Below are 23066 nucleotides of genomic sequence, written 5' to 3'. Positions count from 1 at the left end.
CCCCTATTTGAATTTATAAGATTGAGATGATATCCCATTCCATGCAAACCATCGTGTACCATCTTTTAGAATGATTTCAATATCTGTAATAACTTTCCCAATATCATGAACTAGGGCAATATAAATAGCTACGGCAGTCCAAGCATCACGTTGTTTTGATTGATCCTCTGGAGCGGCATTCGGCGGTAGAACGTAGCTTTGACGCAATTTAGCAGAGAAGGTAATCACTTCTAAACCGTGATCAAGCATACCGGCCTATATGTGAGTGATGATGAGCTTCTGAAGCTGGTAATAACTGTACAATCTCAGCGTAATTTTCTATTGGCTTTTGATAAAGTGTATTAAACATTTTTCTATCCATAGAAACTTGCTGCCAAAGTAACCCAAGGTATTTTTTCGTAAATCAGTACTAAGTAATTCATTGGCATTTCCAGGATAAATCCAACCATCTTTGTCTTGGACTAGATGGACATTATCCGGTTCTGATGTAGATAATGGTGAAGGCTGTTTTTTTAAAAGTTTAGTGAACATTTTTAGCATAACATAATCTCAATGATGTAGTGGAAGAATAGGCCTTTTCGCCTTTTTGGGTAAGACCTTTCCCCTTGGAAAGGTTACCCTTAAAAGCCCTTAGGGGCTTTCCTTTATCCTTTTGCCATTTAAGCCTCTTTCTTGCTTCAGATAGTTATAAAATGTTCCTTTAGAAATATTGAGTGTTTCACATATACTGTTTACGGTATGTTTTTTACTGTAATACAAGTCAAGGGCTTGTTGCTTTTGGTTCTCATTAAGAGACTTTAGCCTTCCTCCTAATCGTCCGCTTGCACGAGCAGCAGCTAAACCGGCTTGGGTTCTTTCTCTAAGAATATCAACCTCAAACTCTGCTATTGCAGAACTGAAATGAAAAAATAATTTACCAATTGCTGAACCAGTATCAATTGAATCTTTAATACTTTTCAAATTAATATTTCTTTGTTGCAGAGAATCAAAAAGTTCAAGTAAATTCTTAGTTTTACTACCTAAGCGTCTAGCTTCCATATAACTAATGTATCGCCTTTTCTTAAATATTCGAGAGTCTCTAATAATCCTGGGCGATTAAATGAAGTACGAGAGTCTTTATCATTAAAAATCTTTTCACACCCTACTTTAGTGAGAGCATCAATTTGAAGCTCTAAATTTTGATCTTCTGTTGAAACTCGAGCATAACCAATTAACATAAAATAACATTCATATAGTATAAAAAAACCAATTTACAGATAAATTTTTGAACTAAGTTATTGAACTTAAAATGGAGGGGAAAATGAAGACTTTTTTGTTTTTCGAAAAAAGTCAAAAAAACGTTCATTTTTTTAGAACTTGGGAAAATTAATTCTCATCAGGGGAAAAAATGATTCTTAGGTTTATTTCACCTTTCTATATAAACATACAGCCTATTACTTTTCTTAACTGTAATTCAAAAAAGGTAGGCGTAGATATGTACACATTATGAACCAGAGGAAGGCTAAATCTTTAATTTAACAAACCGCTCATGGAATGGGCAATTTTAGGCTACCTTATAAGGGCCTAATATTTCACATACCCTCCAAGGAGCATATGTATTGATACACTGTATGATCAAATCTGTATTAATTTGTGTAAGTAGGAATGTACCATATCTTCTTTTTCTTGATTACGTATTCCTCTACCACCTTGGCATTTAAACCCACCGTACTTACATAATAGCCTTTTGCCCAAAAGTGTCTATTGCCATATTTATATTTTAGCTTTGCATGCTTTTCAAAAATCATCAATGATGATTTTCCTTTCAAATATCCCATAAAACTTGAAACTGCTAATTTCGGTGGTATTTTTACAAGCATATGGATATGATCTTTCATTGCATGAGCTTCTACAATTTCTACGCCTTTATAGTCACATAAACGCCTTAAAATACTCCCTATATCTGTTCTTAGCTTACCGAAAATAGTTTTCCGTCTGTATTTAGGTGTAAATACTCAGTGATACTTACCGTTCCACCTTGTGTGTGATAAACTTGAATCGTCATTCGCTTTATTTGTCATGACACATCCTCCTATATGTTGAATTTTGGTTATCAGCTTCGTTCATTATATAGTGAGGATTTTTCTTTTCATCGCTTAAGCTCTTTAACACCATACGCATAGCGTATGGTTTTTATAGCCAGCCTTTGGCTGGCTATAATAAAAAGCAGTCTTTATTGACTGCTTTTTTGTTTCTACAAGAAAAAATATAAGTGCGGTATTTTTTCTCAAATTTTACTCAAATAATGTCTAATTAGCACCTCTATTCCCCCCTCATCGCCTCAAAGATTTTCTCTGCTAAAGATTTTGAGATCCCTGGTACGGAGGCGATTTCGTCAAGGGTGGCTTTTTTCACCCCTTGCATTCCGCCAAGGTATTTAAGCAAGGCTTGGCGGCGTTTTGCCCCAACCCCCTCAATGGTTTCTAAGCCACTTTGAGTAAAGGCTTTTTGACGTTTTTTGCGGTGTCCGCTAATCGCGTGATTATGGCTTTCATCACGAATATGTTGAATTAAATGTAAGGCAAGACTATCTGGGGGTAAATTGATTTCGCGATCTTGCTTGCTGATGATGAGGGTTTCCAAGCCAGCACGTCGATCCACACCTTTTGCCACGCCAATCAAGTGCGGTCGTTTTTTATCCCATTTTACCTTGAGTTGTGCAAACACTTGCAAGGCACGGTTCAGTTGCCCTTTTCCGCCATCAATAAAGATCACATCAGGAATTTTTTCACTTTCCAGATCTTTATCGTAACGTTTTAATAAGGCTTGTTCCATCGCGGCATAATCATCACCGCCAGTAATGCCCGTGATATTAAAACGGCGGTAATCTGATTTCAGTGGTCCATCTTGATTAAACACCACACAAGACGCTATGGTTTGTTCTCCCATCGTATGACTAATATCAAAACATTCCATTCGCTGAATTTTTTCTATGCCAAGTAAATCTTGTAAGGCTTGGTAGCGTTCTTGAATAAGCGTGGATTGCTTCAGTTGCGTAACCAATGCAGCTTTCGCATTCATTTGTGCAAGCTGTAAGTATTTACTTTTATCCCCTTTGGCACTGTCTTGAATTTGCACTTTACGCCCAGCTTGTTCAGCGAGCAAGGTTTCTAATTGAGCTTTTTCTGCCAATTTATGATCCACAATAATGGTGTTTGGCACGGTTCGTCCTTGGTGCGCTTGCAAATAGAATTGCCCCACGAAAGTGGCGGTGAGTTCGGATAAATCCGTATTGGCTGGCACTTTCGGGAAATAACTGCGGTTGCCCAAAATTTTTCCTTGTCGAATAAACAACACTTGTACGCAAGCAATACCAAGTTGGTAAGCAATGGCGATAATATCAATATCATCAAGGCGATCATTACTAACAAATTGTTTTTCAATGACGGCTCGCACAGCTTGAATTTGATCTCGTATGCGTGCTGCATCTTCAAAATGTAGGGCTTGGCTTGCCTGCTCCATTTTGCCGACAAGATGATCCAACACTTGTTGATCTTTGCCTTGTAAGAAAAGACGAGCAAAATCCACTTGTTGGTTATAATCTTCATCAGAAATATAGCCTGCAACACAGGGTGCAGAACAACGCCCAATTTGATATTGCAAGCAAGGGCGTGAGCGGTTGCGATAAACCGAATTTTCACATTGCCTCACAGGAAACAACTTTTGCAATAAGGAAAGGGTTTCACGCACGGCGCCCGCATTAGGATAAGGCCCAAAATATTCACCTTGAATTTTTTTACTTCCCCGATACGCCGTGATCCTTGGGTGGCGTTCTTTGGTAAGCAAAATATAAGGATAAGATTTGTCATCACGCAATAGCACGTTATAGCGTGGCTGATAGGTTTTAATATAGTTATGTTCTAACAGCAATGCTTCCGTTTCGCTTGAAGTGATGGTCGTTTCAATACGATGAATGGCTGCAACGAGGGCTTCCGTCTTTTTACTCGATAAATTGGTACGAAAATAACTAGATAAGCGTTTTTTTAAATCTTTGGCTTTGCCCACATAAATCACCTGATCTTTATCGTCATACATACGATAAACACCGGGATCGTGGGTTACGTTAGCGAGAAACTTTTTGGCATCAAAGGTCATTTTGGTTATGAATGATTAAGCAGGGCAGAATGAATCCGCCCTAAAAATTATTTAAAGAAATTATTTAGGATCGCATTGATGTCTTTCGCTAACTCATCATTTGAGCTTTCTTCTTGTGTTTGGCTTGTTTGTGTTGGTGTGTTTAAAATTTGCTTAAACAAATCACCTAAAGCTGAGCCATTTGTTTCACCTTGGGTTGATGAACCACCAAAAATGCTACCTAACACAGAACCTAGCACATCTTGCGGATTATCGTTGTGAGCCTGCATTGATTGAGTTAAATTATCTGCCGATACCCCGCCTTGACGCCCATTCGGTGTTAGCATATCAATTAAACTTGGTAGTACCTGAGAAATAATATCTTCTGTTTGATTAGTGCTAATACCTGTCTGCTGAGCAATATCTTCAATAGTATTCTGCCCGAAAGTTTGGCTGACCTCATTTCTTGTCATCGTTTGGTTTGAACCCGTGCCGATCCAGCTATCTAGCAATCCACCTAAGCCATCTTGTTGTAACTTAGCAAAAATGCCTTGTACACCACCTTGTGAACGTAATAACTGTTGCAACACTTCACTCACCACATTACCTTTCCCTTGTGGCGCTGAATTGTTCCCTAATACCGAACCTAAAACTGAACCTAACATTTTGTCTAACATCTTGTTTCCTTCGTTTGAATAAATAGTGAAAGAGGAATTAATAATGTCCTAAAATCGCCCGCACTTTTTCTAAATCTTCCGGTGTATCTACACCGACTGCTGGTGCTTCTTTGGCTAAATCAATATGAATTTTTTCGCCATACCACAATACCCGTAACTGCTCTAAAGATTCAATACTTTCTAACGCAGAAGGTTGCCATTGCACATATTGCTTAATAAATCCTGCACGGTAAGCATAAATACCAATGTGGCGTAAATATGGGGTTTGTAGCACAAGCTGTGTTTTTTGTTCATCGGATAACCCAGCAAATTGATCGCGATTCCAAGGAATTGGCGCACGGGAAAAATACAAAACATTGCCTGATTTATCTGCTACAGCTTTCACCACATTTGGGTTAAATAATTCTTCAGCATCATTCAATGGGACAGCAAGGGTTGCCATATTCACGGCATTATTGGCTAAGTTAGCCGCGACTTGTTGCACGATCACTGGGGGAATTAACGGCTCATCACCTTGAATATTGACCACAATTTCATCATCTGCTAGGGCTAATTTTTCCACCACTTCCGCCAAGCGTTCCGTGCCTGAATTATGATTCGTTGAGGTCATACACACTTCGCCACCAAAGGCTTGCACCGCAGTTGCAACATCTTGATTATCCGTTGCCACCACGACTCGGCTTGCGCCTGATTGTTGTGCTTGTTGCCAAACGTAGGCAATCATTGGTTTACCAGCAATATCCGCTAAGGGCTTGCCGGGTAAGCGACTTGAGGCAAAACGTGCAGGAATAATTACGGTAAATGTTGTCATTATTCTTCCCCTTGTTGTTGGGCTTTTTCTTGTTGTAACGGTATTGCTCGTTCCGCAAGTAACACGGGAATACCCTGTTCTATCGGGTATGCCACTTGCTCAAAAGGGCAAATGAGCTGTTCGCTTTCTTTTTGATATTTCAAGCGCCCTTGACAAAGGGGGCAAGCGAGAATGTCGAGTAGTTTTTCGTTCATTAAAATTTCTCCACTGCTTTTCAGAAGGTTATGTTTAACCCTGTCATCAAACGCAGGTAAATAAAGCTAAAGTGAGGTATTTTTTTCTCTTGTTTTTATCTCTTGAATTAATTCGCTTATAAATTGCTTACTTTGTGGTGAAGTAATTTCCGCTTCAACAGGCACATACCACCAATTTGGCTGCGCAAAATTTTGACATTTGACCGCATCTTTTTCTGTCATAAAGAGCGGTTGGTTTTGATCAAATTTTTCAAATAAGGCTAAATGATAAGCTTGATGATCTTGAAAGGCTTGGCTTGCTACCACGTTCATCGACAGGGTTTGCAACATTGTGAAAAAACGCTGTGGGTTGCCAATGCCTGCAATAGCGGTAATAGGTTGTTCTGCAAAATCGCGCAATGGGCGCTTTTCCCCTGTTTGCAAATGAATCGCAAAGTGCGGTATTAAAGTCATTACAGTTTGACTAAAAGACGTTGGCGCCCCGTTATTGATAATCCAATCAACGTTTTTTAAACGACTGATTGGCTCTCGTAACGCACCTGCTGGCAAAACAAAACCATTACCAAATTGACGCTGAGCATCTAGCACCACGATTTCTTTATCTCGTTGTAATTTATAATGCTGTAAGCCGTCATCGCTAATAATCACTTGGCAAGGAAAATGCGCAAGTAAATGCGCTATCGCCTGCTGACGATTTGGTGAAATACACACAGGGGCATTAGTGCGTTTCGCAATCAATAATGGCTCATCACCTGTTTCCACAGGATCATCTTGACTGGTTACTAAACGGGGATAACCTTTTGCTTTGCTCCCATAACCGCGTGAAATCACCCCCACTTGAATGCCTTGTTGCTGTAATTGTTGCACGAGCCAAATCACCACAGGGGTTTTGCCATTCCCTCCAACAGATAAATTCCCCACAATCACTACGGGAACGGGGGCTTTGTAAGAAGACAAAATTCCACGCTGGTATAACCAAGATCGCAATCTGATAATGAGCAAAAATAACAAGGCGAAAGGTGATAATAACCACTTCAGTGCTTTTGCGAAAAGATCCGATTGATACCAAAAATTCATTATCACCTCATTAAAATGGGGAAATTGATGTACGCTGAAAATTCGTCCATCAATACAAAATTAATGATTAAACTGCATTTGATGTAACTGCTTATAAGCACCATTCAACGCAAGCAATGCTTGATGCGTGCCTCGTTCTTTAATTTCACCGTGTTCAATCACCAAAATTTCATCAGCTTTTTCAATGGTTGATAAACGGTGCGCAATAACTAAAACGGTACGCTCTTTTTGTAATTCTTCAAGGGCTGCTTGAATCGCTCGTTCAGATTCCGTATCAAGGGCTGATGTTGCTTCATCTAAAATTAACACGGGAGAATTGCGTAACAAGGCACGAGCAATCGCCAAACGCTGACGTTGCCCGCCCGATAAACTTGCCCCATTTTCGCCAATGACGGTATCTAAACCATTTTCTAACTTTTCAATAAATTCCATCGCGTGTGCTGCTTTGGCAGCTTTAATAATATCTTCACGACTGTATTTATCTGCTGCGGCATAGGCAATGTTATTGGCAATAGTGTCATTAAATAAATGTACTTGTTGTGAGACCACCGCACAATTTTCACGCAAATTACTCAGGGTGTAATCTTGAATATTAACGCCATCAAGGGTGATTTCCCCTTGTTCAATCTCATAAAAACGGGTAACTAAATTAGCAATTGTAGATTTCCCGGAGCCTGAACGCCCAACTAATGCCACGGTTTTACCTTGTGGAATGTCAAAGGAAATATGATTTAATGCGGGATGCTCTTTGCCTGAATAGCTAAACGTAACGTCTTTAAATGCAATATTTCCTTTCGCTTTTTCTACTTGGTAAGTACCGTTATCTTTCTCAGTTGCCATATCCAAAATAGCAAACAAGGTTTGACAAGCCGCCATACCACGTTGGAACTGGGCGTTTACGTTAGTTAAAGATTTCAATGGTCGCATCATTGCAAGCATTGAAGAAAACACCACCGTAAAAGACCCCGCCGTGAGGTTTTGGCTCATAATTTCTGGTACGGTTGCCAAATAAAGCACCGCTGACAAGGCAAAAGAGGCGATAATTTGTACCACAGGATCAGAAATGGCATCTGCCACCATCACTTTCATTCCCTTACGGCGCATATCATTACTTACTTTATTAAAGCGTTCTTCTTCAATTTTTTGTCCACCGAAAGAAAGCACTACTCGATGTCCTTTTAGCATTTGTTCTGCCGAAGAAGTCAGTTCCCCCATTGAGTTTTGCATATTTTTACCTAACTCGCGGAATTTTTTCGATACCATACGAATTAGCACCGCAATAATCGGTCCTATCACAAAAAGTACTAAGGAAAGCTGCCAACTGGTATAAATCATTACACAAAGCAAAGAGATAATATACGCCCCTTCACGCACAATGGTTACTAAAGAACCTGATGATGAATTGGCGACTTGTTCGCTATCGTAAGTAATACGAGAAAGTAATTTTCCTGCCGAATTTTGATCAAAAAAGGGAACGGGCATATACATTAAATGCTTAAATAAACGGCGGCGAATTGTCATCACCACTTTCCCTGAAACCCACCCTAAACAATAGGTTGAAACAAAACTTGTTACACCTCGCACAATAATCAATAGTACAACCACTACGGCCATTAAACGTAAAAAGCCAACATCGGCTTTACCAAAGCCATCATCTAATAAAGGCTTAAGCATTTGAATAAGAGAAGCATCTGCTAACGCATTGAATACTAAGGTAATAGCTGCAGCAATTAACCCTGCTTTAAAAGGTGCAATAATTGGCCATAAGCGTTTGAACGTTTGCAGCGTAGTTAAGTCTTTATCTTGCATAATTTATTCATTTCCGTTAAAAAACTTCGCCATTTTACCTTTATTTTGCCAACAAGCCAATTAATCCCCGATACCAAGGGGAAAATTCCGATCTTGCGGTATGAATTTTTATCTGCTCAGGGAAGAACAATAGACTAATCTGACCAAAATCAGCGGTATTATACACCGCACTTTGTTGTGCCTTTAAACGTTCTAAAACCACTGAGTGAGGAAAATGCCACGGATTGCCACGACTACTAGAAATCAACGCAATTTTCGGTTGTACTGTTTTGATAAAATATTCACTGCTAGAGGTTTTACTGCCGTGATGCCCCACTTGCAATACCTCTATTTTTCCAGCTAAATCAGCAAATTGGCGCTCTGTTTGACTGTCCGCATCCCCTGTTAAAAGCACCTTATATTGCCCATCATCAACCAACAGTACGCAAGAGTCTGGATTTTCTGCACGATCTCGGATCTGTTGCGGTGAAAGCGCAGTAATAGTTAATCCTTGCCATTGCCATTGTTTTCCTTGAAGACAAAAAGTGCGGTGTTTTTTTGACGCATTTTTTCGAGAAGACGCCATTAATTCAACCTCTGGAAATGCCTGTAAAATCGCTTCTGCGCCCCCTGAATGATCATTATCATCGTGGCTCAAAACCAATTTGTCTAGCACAATGCCTTGTCGTTGCAAATAAGGCAAAATTTCTAACTCAGCCATACTGCCATTACGCCAAGCTGCTCCAGTGTCATATAAAATGCCACGCTGATTTTTCACCAATAAGGTAGCCAAGCCCTGCCCGACATCAAGGGTTTCTAACCGCCATTTAGGTGTATTTATCCCTTGCCACCCTAAATTTATCAGCATTATGCTAAGCAAACCCATAAAAATAAACTTCATTTTTTGCAGAAATCGCGGATTGGGCAATTTTTCTGCATTAAGTGAAATGCTCTTTTTTACCGCTAAGATCGGTTTTTTCATTACTTTTAGCTGTGAATTTTGCTGAAAATGCTGCAAAAAGTGAACATAAAATAATCCTAACCCAAGTAATAGAATCACAATCCATTGCCCTTGCTTATGAGATATATTCAACCAATATCCTTGCCATTGTGCCAGATAGTCGGTGAAGTATTCTGCAAGCCAATTTGCCCCTTGCCACGAACCCAATGCCCCTTGGCTCAATGCGGCAAACAGCACCATTGGGACAAGACAGAAACTGAACAACGGCACAGCGAAAAGATTTGCTATCATTCCCGATAAAGCCATTCCGTGAAAAAAATAAAGCTGAATAGGTGTAAATAAACATAGCAACCCCAATTGCAGATGAAATAAGGAAAAAATCCAGCGCACTAGTTTCTTCACCCACGTATTTTTAATGGGATAAATTTGCCACTTAATACAATCTAAAGGAACAAGCTGATACCATAAAATCAAGCTCGCTACCGCGCCCGCAGAAAGCCAAAAGCTGACGGAAAGTAACATCAGCGGATCCCATAGCATAAGCGATGCCACCACCCATTGAAAATACTGCCAAGCGGTATAATAACAGCGTAGCATTCGGATCACGCAAACCAAGCATAAGGCAAGCAATGCTCTTAAGGTGGGAATAGAGAATCCAGCTAGCTGAGCATAAATTAACGCAATGAAAATCCCACATAATAATGCCCCAATCGCCCCTATTCGGTGAGTGGGTAAAAAGAACTGCATTACTCTTGCGAGAGCAAACCCGAGCAACATTGCCAAGCCAATATGCAAACCAGAAATTGCGATGAGGTGTGCCGTATTTGTTTTCTGATAAATTTGCCAATGTTCAGGGTTAAGCCACGCTCGTTCGCCAAAACCCAATGCCAGTAACAGTCCTTGCATAGATAAACCTTGGGTCTGCTGAAAACTGACTTGCAATAATCGCTCGCGCCAAGAAAAATTCTCCGCAATTTTTACCGCACTTTTTACCCTGCCATAGGCGCTAATGCCTTGTGAAAAATACCATTTTTGCCGTTCAAAACCGCCTTGATTTAAACGGCTTGCTAAAGGTTTAAGCAATAATTCTGCCTGCCAAATTTGCCCTACTTTAACTACTTCAATTTTCCTATCTGAAACGCTGTTATTCTTGCTTTGCCATTGCAAATAAATACGCTGTTCGGGCAACTTTTCTGCTAATCTCGCTGTGGCAATAATCGTTTGATAATCTTGCTGATGTAAAATTTTCTCGATCTTGATTGGCGTGCTGATGTGGTTATTTACACGGGCAAACTGTTCTGCTTGGCTCAAAAGCTGATTTGCTTGGAAATGAAAATACCCTAAACTCAACACAAAAATCACCCCATAAATGAGGCATTTTGCCGTGTTGTAATAAGTAAAAGCATAGGCAATCAAGACTGCCAATGCTCCACTTCCCACAAGCCAAAACATTAAATGTAAGCTCATTAATAGGCCTTTCGGAACATAAAGTAAACTCAAGCCAGCACCAATAATCAGCCATAAAATCACATCTAATTTGAGCGAAAATTTCATTCCAACATAAGGTTCACATTTACGACGACAAATAAAAATACTATGAAAAAAGCACCGCACTTTCGCAATGCCCTTAAATCATTTTTGCGATCTCGCTCGCAAAATTAAAAATATTTCTTAAAGAACAAAAAAATTATGGCGATTAATATTGTCTTTCTCCTCATTTCTTTGTAGAGTGAAAAGCATTAATAGTCGGGGTGCTACGTTAAGTAGCTGAGATGATACCCGTTGAACCTGATCCAGTTAGCACTGACGTAGGAAACTTATTATGAAAACTTGTCTAATTTTATACCGCACCCTATTTCTGTTTTATTCCCTAATTTCTTACTTTTTATTTCCCATCAATGAATAAAAATCTACTTTTATTATTGGTATTTTATTTTTTACTCCCTTCTTATGCATAATAGGAGAATATGATGCAATTCAATTTGTTAGAACAAATCCGTCAAAAAAACCCGTTAATTCATAGCATTACGAATATTGTGGTGGCAAATTATGTGGCTAATGGGCTACTCGCTTTAGGTGCATCGCCGATTATGGCGGATGCGGAAGAAGAAATGGCCGAGCTTGCTCAATTCAGTGCAGCCTTGTCTATTAATATTGGTACACTCGATCCCTTTAAAGTGAAAGCAATGTTGGCGGCAGGACAAGCCGCAAATCAAGCTGGTATTCCCGTCGTGCTTGATCCTGTCGGGGTCGGCGCAACGCAATATCGCAAGGACGTAATCGCTGAATTACTTAACAAGGTAAAATTCACTGCTATTCGTGGCAATGCTGGCGAAATTGCTCAATTAGCTGGCGTAAATTGGTCGGCGAAAGGCGTAGATGCGGGACAAGGTGATGGCAATATTGGCGAAATTGCAATGCTTGCTGCGCAACGTTATCAATGTATTGTCGCAGTAAGTGGTGAGGTGGATTATATTAGTGATGGAACACGATTAGTCACCATTCATAATGGAACGGCAATGTTTCCTAAAATCACAGGATCGGGCTGTTTACTCGGCGCAGTGTTAGGCGCATTTTTGGCGGTTAATCCGCATTCTCCTTTTGAGGCAGTCGTACAAGCCTGTACAGCTTATGCCGTAGCGGGAGAATTAGCGGCACAACATCTTGCGCCAACAAAATATGGGCAATTTTACACCGCACTTTTAGATTCACTTGGCGAATTGAATGACCAGCAAGTGGCACAATTTGCACGAGTTAGCATAGAGAAATCAGCATAAATAAGGAGAAAAAATGGCGCATATTGCACAAGCCCTTACAATTGCCGGCTCAGACAGTGGCGGTGGTGCGGGTATTCAAGCAGATCTAAAAACCTTTCAAATGCAGAATGTATTTGGTATGAGTGTGATTACTGCAGTTACCGCACAAAATACCTTAGGGGTAACCGATATTCATTTAATTCCGCCTAAAACCATTGAAGCGCAACTGAATGCGATTATCGCAGACTTCACGCCCAATGCGGTGAAACTCGGTATGTTAGGCACTGCGGAAATTATTCACACCGTAGCCACATTTTTAAAGGTACACCCGATTCCTAATATTGTGATAGATCCTGTTATGATCGCTAAAGGGGGCGCCAGTTTATTGGAACAATCGGCAATCAATGCAATGCGTGAGCAGTTATTGCCCTTAGCCGATGTGCTAACCCCCAACCTGCCCGAAGCAGAAGCATTAACTGGATTGAAAGCGGAAGATCAGCACAGTATCCAGAAAATTGCTGAACATTTACAACAAATGGGCGCAAAAACAGTGATCATAAAAGGTGGTCATCAACAAGATTCAAAAAGCACAGTATGCCAAGATTTTATTTTCACGCCAACGCAATCTTTTATTTTGGAAAGTCCGCGTTTTAATACGCCACACACGCACGGTACAGGCTGCACGTTTTCCGCTTGTTTAACCGCTGAACTCGCAAAAGGACAACCTTTAGAACAGGCCTGCAAAACAGCCAAAGCGTTTATCACAAGTGCTATAACGCACCCTTTAAATATCGGACACGGGCACGGCCCAACGAATCACTGGGCCTATTCACAGGAGCAAAAAAATTATGAATAAACACATTTTACGCTGTTATTTGGTGGCCGGCACACAAGATTGCCGTCATCTACCACAATATGCCAACAATCCACAACAAACCTTGTTAGATCGTTTAGAACAGGCGTTAAAAGCTGGTATTACTTGTTATCAGTTTCGTGAAAAAGGGCAATTTTCATTACAAGATCCAACGGAAATTGAACAGCTTGCTCGCCAATGTCAGGCATTATGTCAACAATATAATGTGCCTTTTATTATGAATAATGATGTTGCACTCGCAGAAAAATTGAAGGCTGACGGCATTCACGTTGGGCAAAAAGATTTTGCGGTAGATAAGCTTGCTCAACAAATTCAAGGCAAAATGCTGATCGGTTTATCTGTCAATACCTTGCAACAAGCACAACAGCATAATGATTTCAATGGCGTTGATTATTATGGGTGCGGTCCTATTTTTCCAACTTTTTCAAAATCTGACGCGGCTCCAGATGTCGGCATTAATTTTGTTCAATATTTGCGTGAGCAAGGAATTACTAAACCATTAGTCGCCATTGGTGGCATAAAAACCCCTCACGTGAAACCACTTCTACAAAACGGTGCAGATGGCGTTGCCGTGATCTCCACCATTATGCAAGCAGAAGATGTCGCATTAACAGTAAAAGCAATTCTAGGTGAATAAATGACAATAAACCTTTCTCTATTACGTAATTTAGGTCCGGGTGTGATTATGGCTTGCTCCTGTGTTGGAGGCTCTCATATTATAGCCTCCACACAGGCTGGCGCGTATTATGGCTATCAATTAGCTGGATTAATTATTTTAGTAAATTTACTTAAATACCCCTTTTTCCGCTTTGCATTTGATTATAGTGCAACGCAAAATAAAAGCGTATTGCAAGGCTATGCAGAAAAAGGTAAAGGGTACTTATGGTTATTCCTATTATTTAATCTCTTTGCAACAGTGGTGAATATTGCAGGTGGAACCTTACTTTCTGCCGTACTATTGGCTATGTTGCTTCCTTTTTCTATTGATCTCAATAGTCTTAACATTATTGTATTAGTGAGTTTTTTAGTGATCTTATTTTATCGCCAATATCAGCGATTAGATAAAGTATCAAAAAGCATTATGCTACTTCTCTCCGTAATCACCCTCATTGCGTTGGTGCTTGCTTTTACCAAACAAACATCGCCACCAGTGGCTGATTTTGTTCCACCTGATGCGTGGAGTCTCGCTGCTGTACCATTCTTAATTGCATTAATGGGCTGGATGCCTGCCCCAATGGAACTCAGTATTGCCAGTTCATTATGGGTGGTACAAAAAAGACGATTAACGCCAAATTATCAAAAACATCATCAATTAGATTTTAATATCGGCTATCTCACAACCATTGTGTTAGCTTTAATGTTTATGGCACTTGGTGCATTAATTCAATATGGTAATAGCATTCCTCCTCTTAGTGGTGGCAAATTTATTCATTTATTTGTAGAAATGTATGCACTGAGCATTGGGGAATGGAGCCGTTGGTTTATTGCGCTTATCGCATTTGTGTGTATTTATGGCACCACAATTGTTGCTGTTGATGGCTATTCTCGTTGCAATCAACAAACAATTCAGCTACTCAAATTTGGCGCACAAACAGATGTTAATAATGAAAAAGGATTACGTTATTTTATGTTAGCGGCTTGTTTTGCAAGTTTCATTATTATTCAATTTTTTAGTGGCGCTATCGGTAAAATGATCCCTTTTGCAATGACGGCTTCTTTCCTATCAGCCCCTATTTTTGCGTGGCTAAACCTCAGCCTAGCAAAACAGCTCTCACCTAATCCAATGCTAATAAGGTTGGCTTGGTTGGGATTGAGCTATTTAGTCATTATGATTATTATCTATTTCATTCAACTATAAAGGTTAGGCTAAAAATAATGCCCCAAAAGGGGCATTGTTTAATCTATCTAGAATTTATAAGTCACCTTCAAATCAACTAATCTATTATTCGCCGCCTCTTGGCTTTTTTCATAGGTAAATGTCATTCCCATTGTGAATGCCCCCATACCGAAATCAAGCCCTGTTTGATATTGCCAACCACGATTAAATTGTTGCACCAACCGATTGTTGTTCACCACTATTGCGTGATCGAATGTTTTACGGCTCGCATCAAAATAATATAGTGCCAATTTTGGCGTAATCGAAACACTTTCCCAAGACCAAGTTTTTGACAATTCCGCTCCAGCATAATAGTTCACTAAATCTAATGATGGCGAATCAATGCTTGCATCCTCTAATGTGTAATGTGCTTTTGTAAAATGGTGATACCTTAAGCCTAACAAGGTATTAAGATCCATATATCCTAAATCCCATTTTTTGCCTAAACTCATCCCCGCAGCAAATATATTACGCTTAAATTTAATTGAATGGCTATCTAGCGTAATCTGGTTATTAGAACGTCCATACCCCAAATCAATAGCGGCGAATAAGCCTTTACTATTTTGAATTTTGCCATAGAGCGTTGCTTGAGAGTATCTAAGCTTACCACTTGCTTGATCATAATTCATATTAGCTCGTGTATGGGATACCATAGCGCCTACACTTATACCTTGTTCATTCAGTGGGCTTTCTGCGCCTAATTCAGTATAGGAACTATATTGTTCGTAATGACGATAATTATCTGACTGATAATCACCTCTTTGAACACCAACATTTGTCCATAGTTGAGCTTGCTGGCTGCCAGCTTGGAAAAGGCGCTGATTTAAATGCTGATCTTTTTCAAGCACCACATTCACTTGAGCCGAAAGCTCTGATAATCCAGTATTTGATACACGGCTCACTAACTCAGCTTGCTTTAACCGTTTTGCTTCGGCTTCACGACGCGCTTGTTCTTCCGCTTCGGCTTTACGTTCTTCTTCTAAACGTTTGGCTTCTGCTTCACGGCGAGCTTGCTCTTCCGCTACGGCTTTACGTTCTTCTTCTAAACGTTTTGCTTCTGCTTCGCGGCGGGCTTGCTCTTCCGCTACGGCTTTACGTGCTTCTTCTAAACGTTTTGCTTCTGCTTCACGACGCGCTTGCTCTTCCGCTGCGGCTTTACGTTCTTCCTCTAAACGTTTTGCTTCTGCTTCACGGCGAGCTTGCTCTTCCGCTTCAGCTTTACGTTCTTCCTCTAAACGTTTTGCTTCTGCTTCACGACGCGCTTGCTCTTCCGCTTCAGCTTTACGTTCTTCCTCTAAACGTTTTGCTTCTGCTTCACGACGCGCTTGCTCTTCCGCTTCAGCTTTACGTTCTTCCTCTAAACGTTTTGCTTCTGCTTCACGACGCGCTTGCTCTTCCGCTTCAGCTTTACGTTCTTCCTCTAAACGTTTTGCTTCTGCTTCACGACGCGCTTGCTCTTCCGCTTCAGCTTTACGTTCTTCTTCTAAACGTTTGGCTTCTGCTTCACGGCGAGCTTGCTCTTCCGCTACGGCTTTACGTTCTTCTTCTAAACGTTTTGCTTCTGCTTCGCGGCGGGCTTGCTCTTCCGCTGCGGCTTTACGTGTTTCTTCTAAACGTTTTGCTTCTGCTTCACGGCGAGCTTGCTCTTCCGCTGCGGCTTTACGTGCTTCTTCTAAACGTTTTGCTTCCGCTTCACGGCGAGCCTGTTCTTCTGCCGCGGCTTTACGTGCTTCTTCTAAACGTTTTGCTTCTGCTTCACGGCGAGCTTGCTCTTCCGCTGCGGCTTTACGTGCTTCTTCTAAACGTTTTGCTTCTGCTTCGCGGCGGGCTTGCTCTTCCGCTTCAGCTTTACGTTCTTCCTCTAAACGTTTTGCTTCTGCTTCACGACGCGCTTGCTCTTCCGCTTCAGCTTTACGTTCTTCCTCTAAACGTTTTACTTCTGCTTCACGACGTGCCTGTTCTTCTGCTGCTTTACGCTCTTCTTCTAAACGTTTTGCTTCTGCTTCACGGCGAGCTTGCTCTTCCGCTGCGGCTTTACGTTCTTCTTCTAAACGTTTTACTTCTGCTTCACGGCGAGCCTGTTCTTCTGCCACGGCTTTACGTTCTTCTTCCAAACGTTTTGCGTCTGCTTCACGGCGAGCCTGTTCTTCTGCTGCGGCTTTACGTTCTTCTTCTAAACGTTTTGCTTCTGCTTCACGACGCGCTTGCTCTTCCGCTTCAGCTTTACGTTCTTCCTCTAAACGTTTTACTTCTGCTTCACGGCGAGCTTGCTCTTCCGCTTCAGCTTTACGTTCTTCCTCTAAACGTTTTGCTTCTGCTTCACGACGAGCTTGCTCTTCCGCGGCTTTACGCGCTTCTTCTAAACGTTTTACTTCTGCTTCACGACGCGCTTGCTCTTCCGCAGCTTGGCGTTCTTCTTGCTCAATTTGTTTTTCTACAATTGGGTTATATAGGCGGAAAGCATTGCCTTCTTTAATTAGGTTATAACGATAAGTACCTATATCAGCATAGTTATTTTGCAAGGTGACAGATAAGTTATCTGATAAACCATTCGCAGTCAGCAATGTAAGGCGGGCTTTGCTATGTTCTGGTTCACTGCCCGTATCATTGACAACTAAGGTATGCTCTCCCGATGCTTGTCCATTAACAACAACCTGATCGCTTTCTCGCGTTGAAAACTTAGTGCGGTAATAAAATTTCCCTTTTCCACTTAAATCCCCATTAATCGTTAAGGTATTAAATGGTTTATTTTCTTGGCTCAATGTAATTTGAGCGCCTTCATCTAACGTCAAGTTTCCTAGCGTGCTATTTTTTGTCAATTTCCAATGAGCCTCTTTTGATAATACTGTTTGGCTTGTATTTTCGCTTTGAATCGCCCCAATGAAATCTGTTTTTCCTAAATTTAAGGCACTTTGCTCAGACAGCGTAACATCACCGGTAAATTGAGTTCTTGGAATGGTATGTAATACGTTCTCATTATAGGTTGGCGTATCACAGCTTACCTCTCCAGTATAATCAGAACGCAGACACACTTTTTGCGTTGGCTGATAGCCTAGATTTAATACAGCATTATTTGTTGCGTTAATATCAGCTGAAAGAGAAGAAACATTACGTCCTACCGTTAATGTTGCTCGATCAACATTAATATGATTAGCTTGATAGCGACGATCAATCCAATCATCTTCCAAAATAACTTCACGCTTATTTAAAACATCACGCGCGTGTGGCGTAGGCACGCCAGATAAAATGACCTCCCCTTTTTGAACAGCAAGATCACCATTTAAATTCATTCCACCAGACAATAATAAAACGGCTTTCTCACTTACTGGTTGATAACTTACGTTTAATCCACCATTCGTTTTGTCTGATGCTTTCTCCCCTAAATAACCGGTAAATGCAGTAAATAGAAACTGCGCATTTTTACGATCTATGATCTTTTTGACGGCCTCATTCCGATCGCTACTCAAATACTCCCAATCCGTTGAACTAGTTTGATTAGTCGGATAATAACTATAAGGACTATTTTTTAACGCAAAATAATCTGTACGCCCATTTGCATGCTGATTAATATATTCATAAATATCATAACCTGCTTTCATCCAACTTCCCCAAGTTAAATCTTGTTCAGAAAAGGTGACACCTGTCAGGTTAAGGCTAGCTGATTTATCGGTACGATGATTCACTATCATCGCGCCTTCATCTGAATGCTGAATACGTTGGAAAGTCAGAGCATTTCCATTTAAATCTAAACGCCCACCACGAAATCCAAAATACAATTTATCAGGGTTAATTTGATCTGAACTCTGCAAAACGACAGTCGGACGACCACTGGTAATCCCCACTTGGTTAAACGCCTGTTTTTTGCCTTTATCGTCCGCCTCCTGAGCTAAAATAACCGTACCATCTCCTACACTGATATCGCCTAAATTTTCACCTCTACCATTAACAAATAAGGTTCCTTCACCAATTTTAGATAGGCGATCTCCCTGTGGGTTTGCAACTTGCCAAGTCACGGTTTTATCTTTAGCAACAGAAACGCCTGCACCAAGCCAAGTTTGATTTGTTTCAGATTTAACGGTGAAATTGCTATTGAAAAAAAGCGCTCCTGCCCCTTGATCTATATTATTTTCTAGGCGTAACACGCCACCATCAACCCCTGAAAAAGTTACCGTTTTTCCCGCATTATTGGCAGATTGAACATTCGTATCATTTTGATTTCTTAAAGGAACAGACAAGGAATTTGCCGCATCACTTATTGTACTATTATTAGTATCATTTTCCTTACGCCAGTGCCAAATCTCCCCCGCACGTTGATTTACAATATTTCCTGCAATATCTTCATTTTCTTTTTCTTTAATAAAAGGCAAGCGAGGCAATGTCCAAATGTTTTTATTATTATCATCGGTAGAATCAAAGTTAAGCACCCCAACCAGTACCCATTTATTTTTCGATGTATCAAAGGCATATAAGCCTGAACCACTATCTCCAGCTCGTCCATAGGTCGCCATTGGTCCATACTTATCATTAAAAATACTAGCAAAACTAACTGTATCGGTATTCCCACCTTTTACGTCATTGATTGGCATAGATGCCCCACCAGTTAAATAGGAATAAGCGCCAGAAATTCTTTCCAAATCACCTTTTCCATCAGAATGACGGAGATACTGCGTTCCAGAACCTACACGAACATAAACTGGAAAACGGGACATATCCGTATTAACCGCTTTTGTTTGCTCCGCATCACTGACTTCAGCAGGTGCCACCTCAGTCACTAACTTACTTAAACGCGGAACATGATAATCTTTATGGAGAGCCTCACCAGAGGGATAATTATTTCTATCAACAAGACTATAAGTATAATGATGAGAATCTGGATTAACATCTTCTCCACCAAATTGAACACTTTGGTAGCCCCCATTATGCGCAACACTTGTTATGTATTGCGGCGCAATTAATGTCGCAACACCCAAATTTCTAGTTGCAGTACGCAAATCAGGCATTGGGATATCTTTCATCATTACCCCAATTTCCTGCCCTTCTTTATTGAAAATCGCAATATTACTCGCACCCACAATAAATTTGCCTTTATTTTCAGCAAAATCACGAAAATATTGGTAATCAATATCGCTACGGACAACAGACGCTTGTGCAAAAGGTGTTGCACAAGAAGCAATTAAAAGTGCAATTCGGGAATAACGGAAAGGGATAGGAAAACAGAAAGTAGGAGTTAATTTCATCATAATAGTTTATTCAACAATAACAGGTTTTATAAATAGCTAAAATCAGGGTGGCGAAGTATAGCAAGATTATTTATTAAACAACATCATTATTAGCCATTTAATCTGTAAAAAATGCTCTCAATCGCCTCTTCCCACTGATTTCATCACCATTCAATCAAAGTCATCTAGAATCGCCAAGGCGTCACTCAGTTTTTTTACGGTAAAAACTTGCATATTTTTCACCGCACTTTTAGGTTTATTAGCAAAAGGAACGATAGCGCGGCTAAATCCGTGCTTAGCTGCCTCAGAAATCCGTTCTTGACCACTTGGTACAGGGCGAATTTCTCCTGCTAATCCCACTTCACCGAAAACCACTAAATCGCGTGGTAATGGCTGATTGCGGAAGCTGGAAATAAGCGCAAGAAGTAAGGCTAAATCGACGCTGGTTTCCGTTACTTTTACCCCACCAACCACATTAACAAAAACATCTTGATCAGACATTTGCAAACCGCCGTGGCGATGCAATACAGCCAGTAATAATGCCAAGCGATTTTGTTCTAACCCTACGGCAACACGGCGAGGATTGGCGAGCATTGAATGATCTACCAAGGCTTGAATTTCAACCAATAAAGGGCGAGTTCCTTCCCATAGCACCATCACTGAACTGCCTGCGGTTTGTTCTTCGCCACGACTTAAGAAAATGGCTGAGGGGTTTTTCACCTCACGCAAGCCTTGTTCTGTCATTGCAAAAACCCCGAGTTCATTCACTGCGCCAAAACGATTTTTATGGCTACGTAAGGTACGAAAACGGCTATCTGCCTCCCCCTCTAATAAAAGTGAACAGTCAATGGCGTGTTCCAAGACTTTTGGCCCTGCAAGCGTGCCGTCTTTCGTAACGTGTCCCACCATAATAATGGCAACTTGGCGAGTTTTGGCATAACGCGTAAGAAAAGCGGCACATTCTCGTACTTGAGAAACACTTCCCGGTGAGGATTGAATATCCGCTAGATGCATCACTTGAATAGAATCCACCACAATGATTTGCGGTTTAAGTTGATCGGCAAGATGACAAATTTGTTCTACCGAGGTTTCGGATAACATCTTTAAGCGATCTGCCGGTAGCCCAAGACGATTGGCTCGCATTGCAACTTGTTGTAAAGATTCTTCCCCTGTCACATAAAGTGCGGTCATATTTTGTGCTAAACCACACATCACTTGTAATAAGAGCGTACTTTTCCCCGCCCCTGGGTGTCCGCCAATTAAGATCGCACTTCCCGGCACAATTCCTCCGCCTAATACACGATCAAGCTCATAAAAACCACTATGAAAACGAGGGACTTCTTGTAAACTGATTTCCGATAAAGTTTGAATTTTGGCTTGTGTTTCTCCCGCATAACCGCTAAAGCGATCGGCTCTGCTCGATTTTGCAGGCGCAAGGCGTATTTCTGTAATGGTATTCCAAGATTTGCACGCATTACATTGTCCTTGCCAACGTGCATATTCCGCACCGCAATCATTACATACAAAAGCCGTTTTTGCTTTAGCCATTCTTTTCCTCCAAATTTGCTACGAAATGCGTTTCAAGATAAGTCAGCGAAATAAGATTTAACATTCGTTGTAAATAAAATGCTGATTGTAAGAAATCAAATAATTGTGCGATGACTTCAGCATTATTTTTCCTTTCACTATGCTGTGTAATAAGCTGTTTACATTCTGCTAAACATTGCTGGCTACTTTCCACCAACGCTAGCCAGTCAGTTTTAAGGGTATCGTTTAACCCTTGTTGATTAAAGGCATTTTCCAATAACTTACCATTTTCTGTATAAAAATGATAAAGGTTAAAAAATGCACCAATTCGTTCCACCGTACGCAAGAAATCTTCTGCAAAATAAGCTTGCCCTAAGGCAAAAGTTTCTTCAATTAAGTTTTGTTCAAGTTGAAAAAGTGCGGTTAATTTTTGTGAAAAATTGCCCTCACCTTGGGCGAAGTTTAAAAAATCACGCCACTTTTCTAGCCAATTTTGTGCTTTAGGCTGATAATTTTCCGCCAATGCATAACCACGTTGTGCTTTGCTAATGGCACTTAATCGCATACTATTTTCTAATCCTAAGGCGCGCACATAATTAAGCAAATCCGCGATATTACCTTGCTTTAACTCAAACTCGACTTCGCAAATTTCTGCTTGCTTATCACCTGCAATAATTTTGCCTTGATCAATTGCCACTTCAATTTCTGTCGCAATGCCTGCAGAAAGTGCGGTGCGAATTAAAAAAGTTTCTCGCTCAAAATCTGTCGCAAAAATCGGCTGTAATGCAAGGTTTTTCCAACCTGGTTCAAGATCATAATCTTCCACTAATTGAGCGAAGTTTGGGCTTTCATTTTGCTGTGGCAAATTATATTCAGGGCGAATATGTAAACCGCCAATAGTATTGCCTTTTGTTTTCAAGGTTAAGGTAACCTGTTGATTTTCTTTGCGAACACGTAAGCCCATTTGGTGCTGAGCAAAAAATTTATCTGCGGTGTCGTAGTAGGTATTCCCTAAAAAAGCGTGCTGATGATCGCACGGTTCACTTTTTATCAAATTCTGCTTGAATGAATTTAACCGAAACGGCGGAATTAGTAGTTTTAATTCAATTTCTGTACTCATTTTGTCTATTCCTTCCAATCTTAATCAAGTTTTTTCATATTATCTAATAAATTCCTTGTTTTTTCGATGAAAT

At 40.5% G+C, this 23066-nt stretch carries 15 protein-coding genes, 3 pseudogenes and 1 riboswitch; of the genes and pseudogenes, 4 read left to right on the top strand and 14 right to left on the bottom strand.

What is annotated here, in order from left to right; translation table 11 throughout:
- Nucleotides 1–6: 6 nt before the first annotated feature.
- The 11 genes and pseudogenes from L4F91_RS04380 to L4F91_RS04330 all read right to left on the bottom strand — a co-directional run.
- Nucleotides 7–540 (bottom strand): annotated as a pseudogene (locus L4F91_RS04380) (TraI domain-containing protein); the annotation flags it as partial.
- 90 nt (nt 541–630) lie between these two features.
- A complete protein-coding gene (locus L4F91_RS04375; RefSeq protein ID WP_395897813.1) occupies nt 631–759 on the bottom strand; it encodes a DUF1492 domain-containing protein in 129 nt (42 codons plus the stop codon).
- Nucleotides 760–873: 114 nt separating this feature from the next.
- Nucleotides 874–1217: pseudogene (locus tag L4F91_RS04370) on the bottom strand (recombinase family protein); the annotation flags it as partial.
- Nucleotides 1218–1625: 408 nt separating this feature from the next.
- Nucleotides 1626–2060 (bottom strand): annotated as a pseudogene (tnpA, locus tag L4F91_RS04365) (IS200/IS605 family transposase).
- A 241-nt stretch (nt 2061–2301) separates the two neighbouring features.
- The gene (gene uvrC, locus L4F91_RS04360; RefSeq protein WP_395897510.1) at nt 2302–4134 is read right to left on the bottom strand and encodes an excinuclease ABC subunit UvrC; all 1833 of its coding nucleotides are present in this window, start codon (nt 4132–4134) and stop codon (nt 2302–2304) included.
- A gap of 47 nt (nt 4135–4181) precedes the next feature.
- Nucleotides 4182–4790, bottom strand: a complete 609-nt coding sequence (locus L4F91_RS04355) for a YidB family protein (RefSeq protein WP_395897508.1) — start codon at nt 4788–4790, stop codon at nt 4182–4184.
- Nucleotides 4791–4827: 37 nt separating this feature from the next.
- Nucleotides 4828–5601 carry a 3-deoxy-manno-octulosonate cytidylyltransferase gene (gene kdsB / locus L4F91_RS04350; protein WP_395897506.1) on the bottom strand — a complete coding sequence of 258 codons (774 nt, stop codon included), beginning with the start codon at nt 5599–5601 and terminating at the stop codon, nt 4828–4830.
- A complete protein-coding gene (locus L4F91_RS04345; protein WP_395897505.1) occupies nt 5601–5795 on the bottom strand; it encodes a Trm112 family protein in 195 nt (64 codons plus the stop codon). Before L4F91_RS04345 ends, kdsB begins: the two co-directional genes overlap by 1 nt.
- A gap of 66 nt (nt 5796–5861) precedes the next feature.
- Nucleotides 5862–6872 carry a tetraacyldisaccharide 4'-kinase gene (lpxK, locus tag L4F91_RS04340; protein ID WP_395897503.1) on the bottom strand — a complete coding sequence of 337 codons (1011 nt, stop codon included), beginning with the start codon at nt 6870–6872 and terminating at the stop codon, nt 5862–5864.
- 60 nt (nt 6873–6932) lie between these two features.
- Nucleotides 6933–8681 (bottom strand): lipid A ABC transporter ATP-binding protein/permease MsbA, encoded by a 1749-nt coding sequence (msbA, locus tag L4F91_RS04335; protein WP_250350447.1) that lies wholly within the window; start codon nt 8679–8681, stop codon nt 6933–6935.
- Nucleotides 8682–8721: 40 nt separating this feature from the next.
- Complete coding sequence (locus L4F91_RS04330) at nt 8722–11175, bottom strand: DNA internalization-related competence protein ComEC/Rec2 (protein WP_395897500.1); 2454 nt, start codon at nt 11173–11175, stop codon at nt 8722–8724.
- A 183-nt stretch (nt 11176–11358) separates the two neighbouring features.
- Nucleotides 11359–11453: riboswitch (TPP riboswitch) on the top strand.
- Between the two features lie 135 nt (nt 11454–11588).
- Between L4F91_RS04330 and thiM the strand changes: the two genes are divergently transcribed.
- From thiM to L4F91_RS04310, 4 genes are read left to right on the top strand one after another with little or no spacing between them, the layout of a single operon-like run.
- Nucleotides 11589–12398: a hydroxyethylthiazole kinase gene (gene thiM / locus L4F91_RS04325; protein WP_395897498.1), complete on the top strand. Its 810-nt coding sequence runs from the start codon at nt 11589–11591 to the stop codon at nt 12396–12398.
- A gap of 13 nt (nt 12399–12411) precedes the next feature.
- On the top strand, nt 12412–13233 hold the full coding sequence (gene thiD / locus L4F91_RS04320) for a bifunctional hydroxymethylpyrimidine kinase/phosphomethylpyrimidine kinase (RefSeq protein ID WP_395897496.1): 822 nt from the start codon (nt 12412–12414) through the stop codon (nt 13231–13233).
- Nucleotides 13226–13888: a thiamine phosphate synthase gene (gene thiE, locus L4F91_RS04315; RefSeq protein WP_250350450.1), complete on the top strand. Its 663-nt coding sequence runs from the start codon at nt 13226–13228 to the stop codon at nt 13886–13888. The genes thiD and thiE overlap by 8 nt, the downstream gene beginning before the upstream one ends.
- A complete protein-coding gene (locus tag L4F91_RS04310; RefSeq protein ID WP_395897494.1) occupies nt 13889–15109 on the top strand; it encodes an NRAMP family divalent metal transporter in 1221 nt (406 codons plus the stop codon).
- 47 nt (nt 15110–15156) lie between these two features.
- On the opposite strand, the gene L4F91_RS04305 is transcribed toward L4F91_RS04310, so the two are convergent.
- From L4F91_RS04305 to L4F91_RS04295, 3 genes are all read right to left on the bottom strand, one after another.
- On the bottom strand, nt 15157–20367 hold the full coding sequence (locus L4F91_RS04305; RefSeq protein WP_395897492.1) for a S6 family peptidase: 5211 nt from the start codon (nt 20365–20367) through the stop codon (nt 15157–15159).
- Between the two features lie 150 nt (nt 20368–20517).
- The gene (radA, locus tag L4F91_RS04300) at nt 20518–21894 is read right to left on the bottom strand and encodes a DNA repair protein RadA (RefSeq protein ID WP_395897489.1); all 1377 of its coding nucleotides are present in this window, start codon (nt 21892–21894) and stop codon (nt 20518–20520) included.
- Nucleotides 21887–22993, bottom strand: a complete 1107-nt coding sequence (locus tag L4F91_RS04295; protein ID WP_395897487.1) for an inorganic triphosphatase — start codon at nt 22991–22993, stop codon at nt 21887–21889. Before L4F91_RS04295 ends, radA begins: the two co-directional genes overlap by 8 nt.
- Between the last annotated feature and the right edge of the window lie 73 nt (nt 22994–23066).

The organism is Avibacterium sp. 20-126 (assembly GCF_044358625.1).
Classification (GTDB): Bacteria; Pseudomonadota; Gammaproteobacteria; order Enterobacterales; family Pasteurellaceae; genus Avibacterium.
Note: the sequence above shows the minus strand (reverse complement) of the source record. Positions and strands in the feature narration are given on the sequence as shown.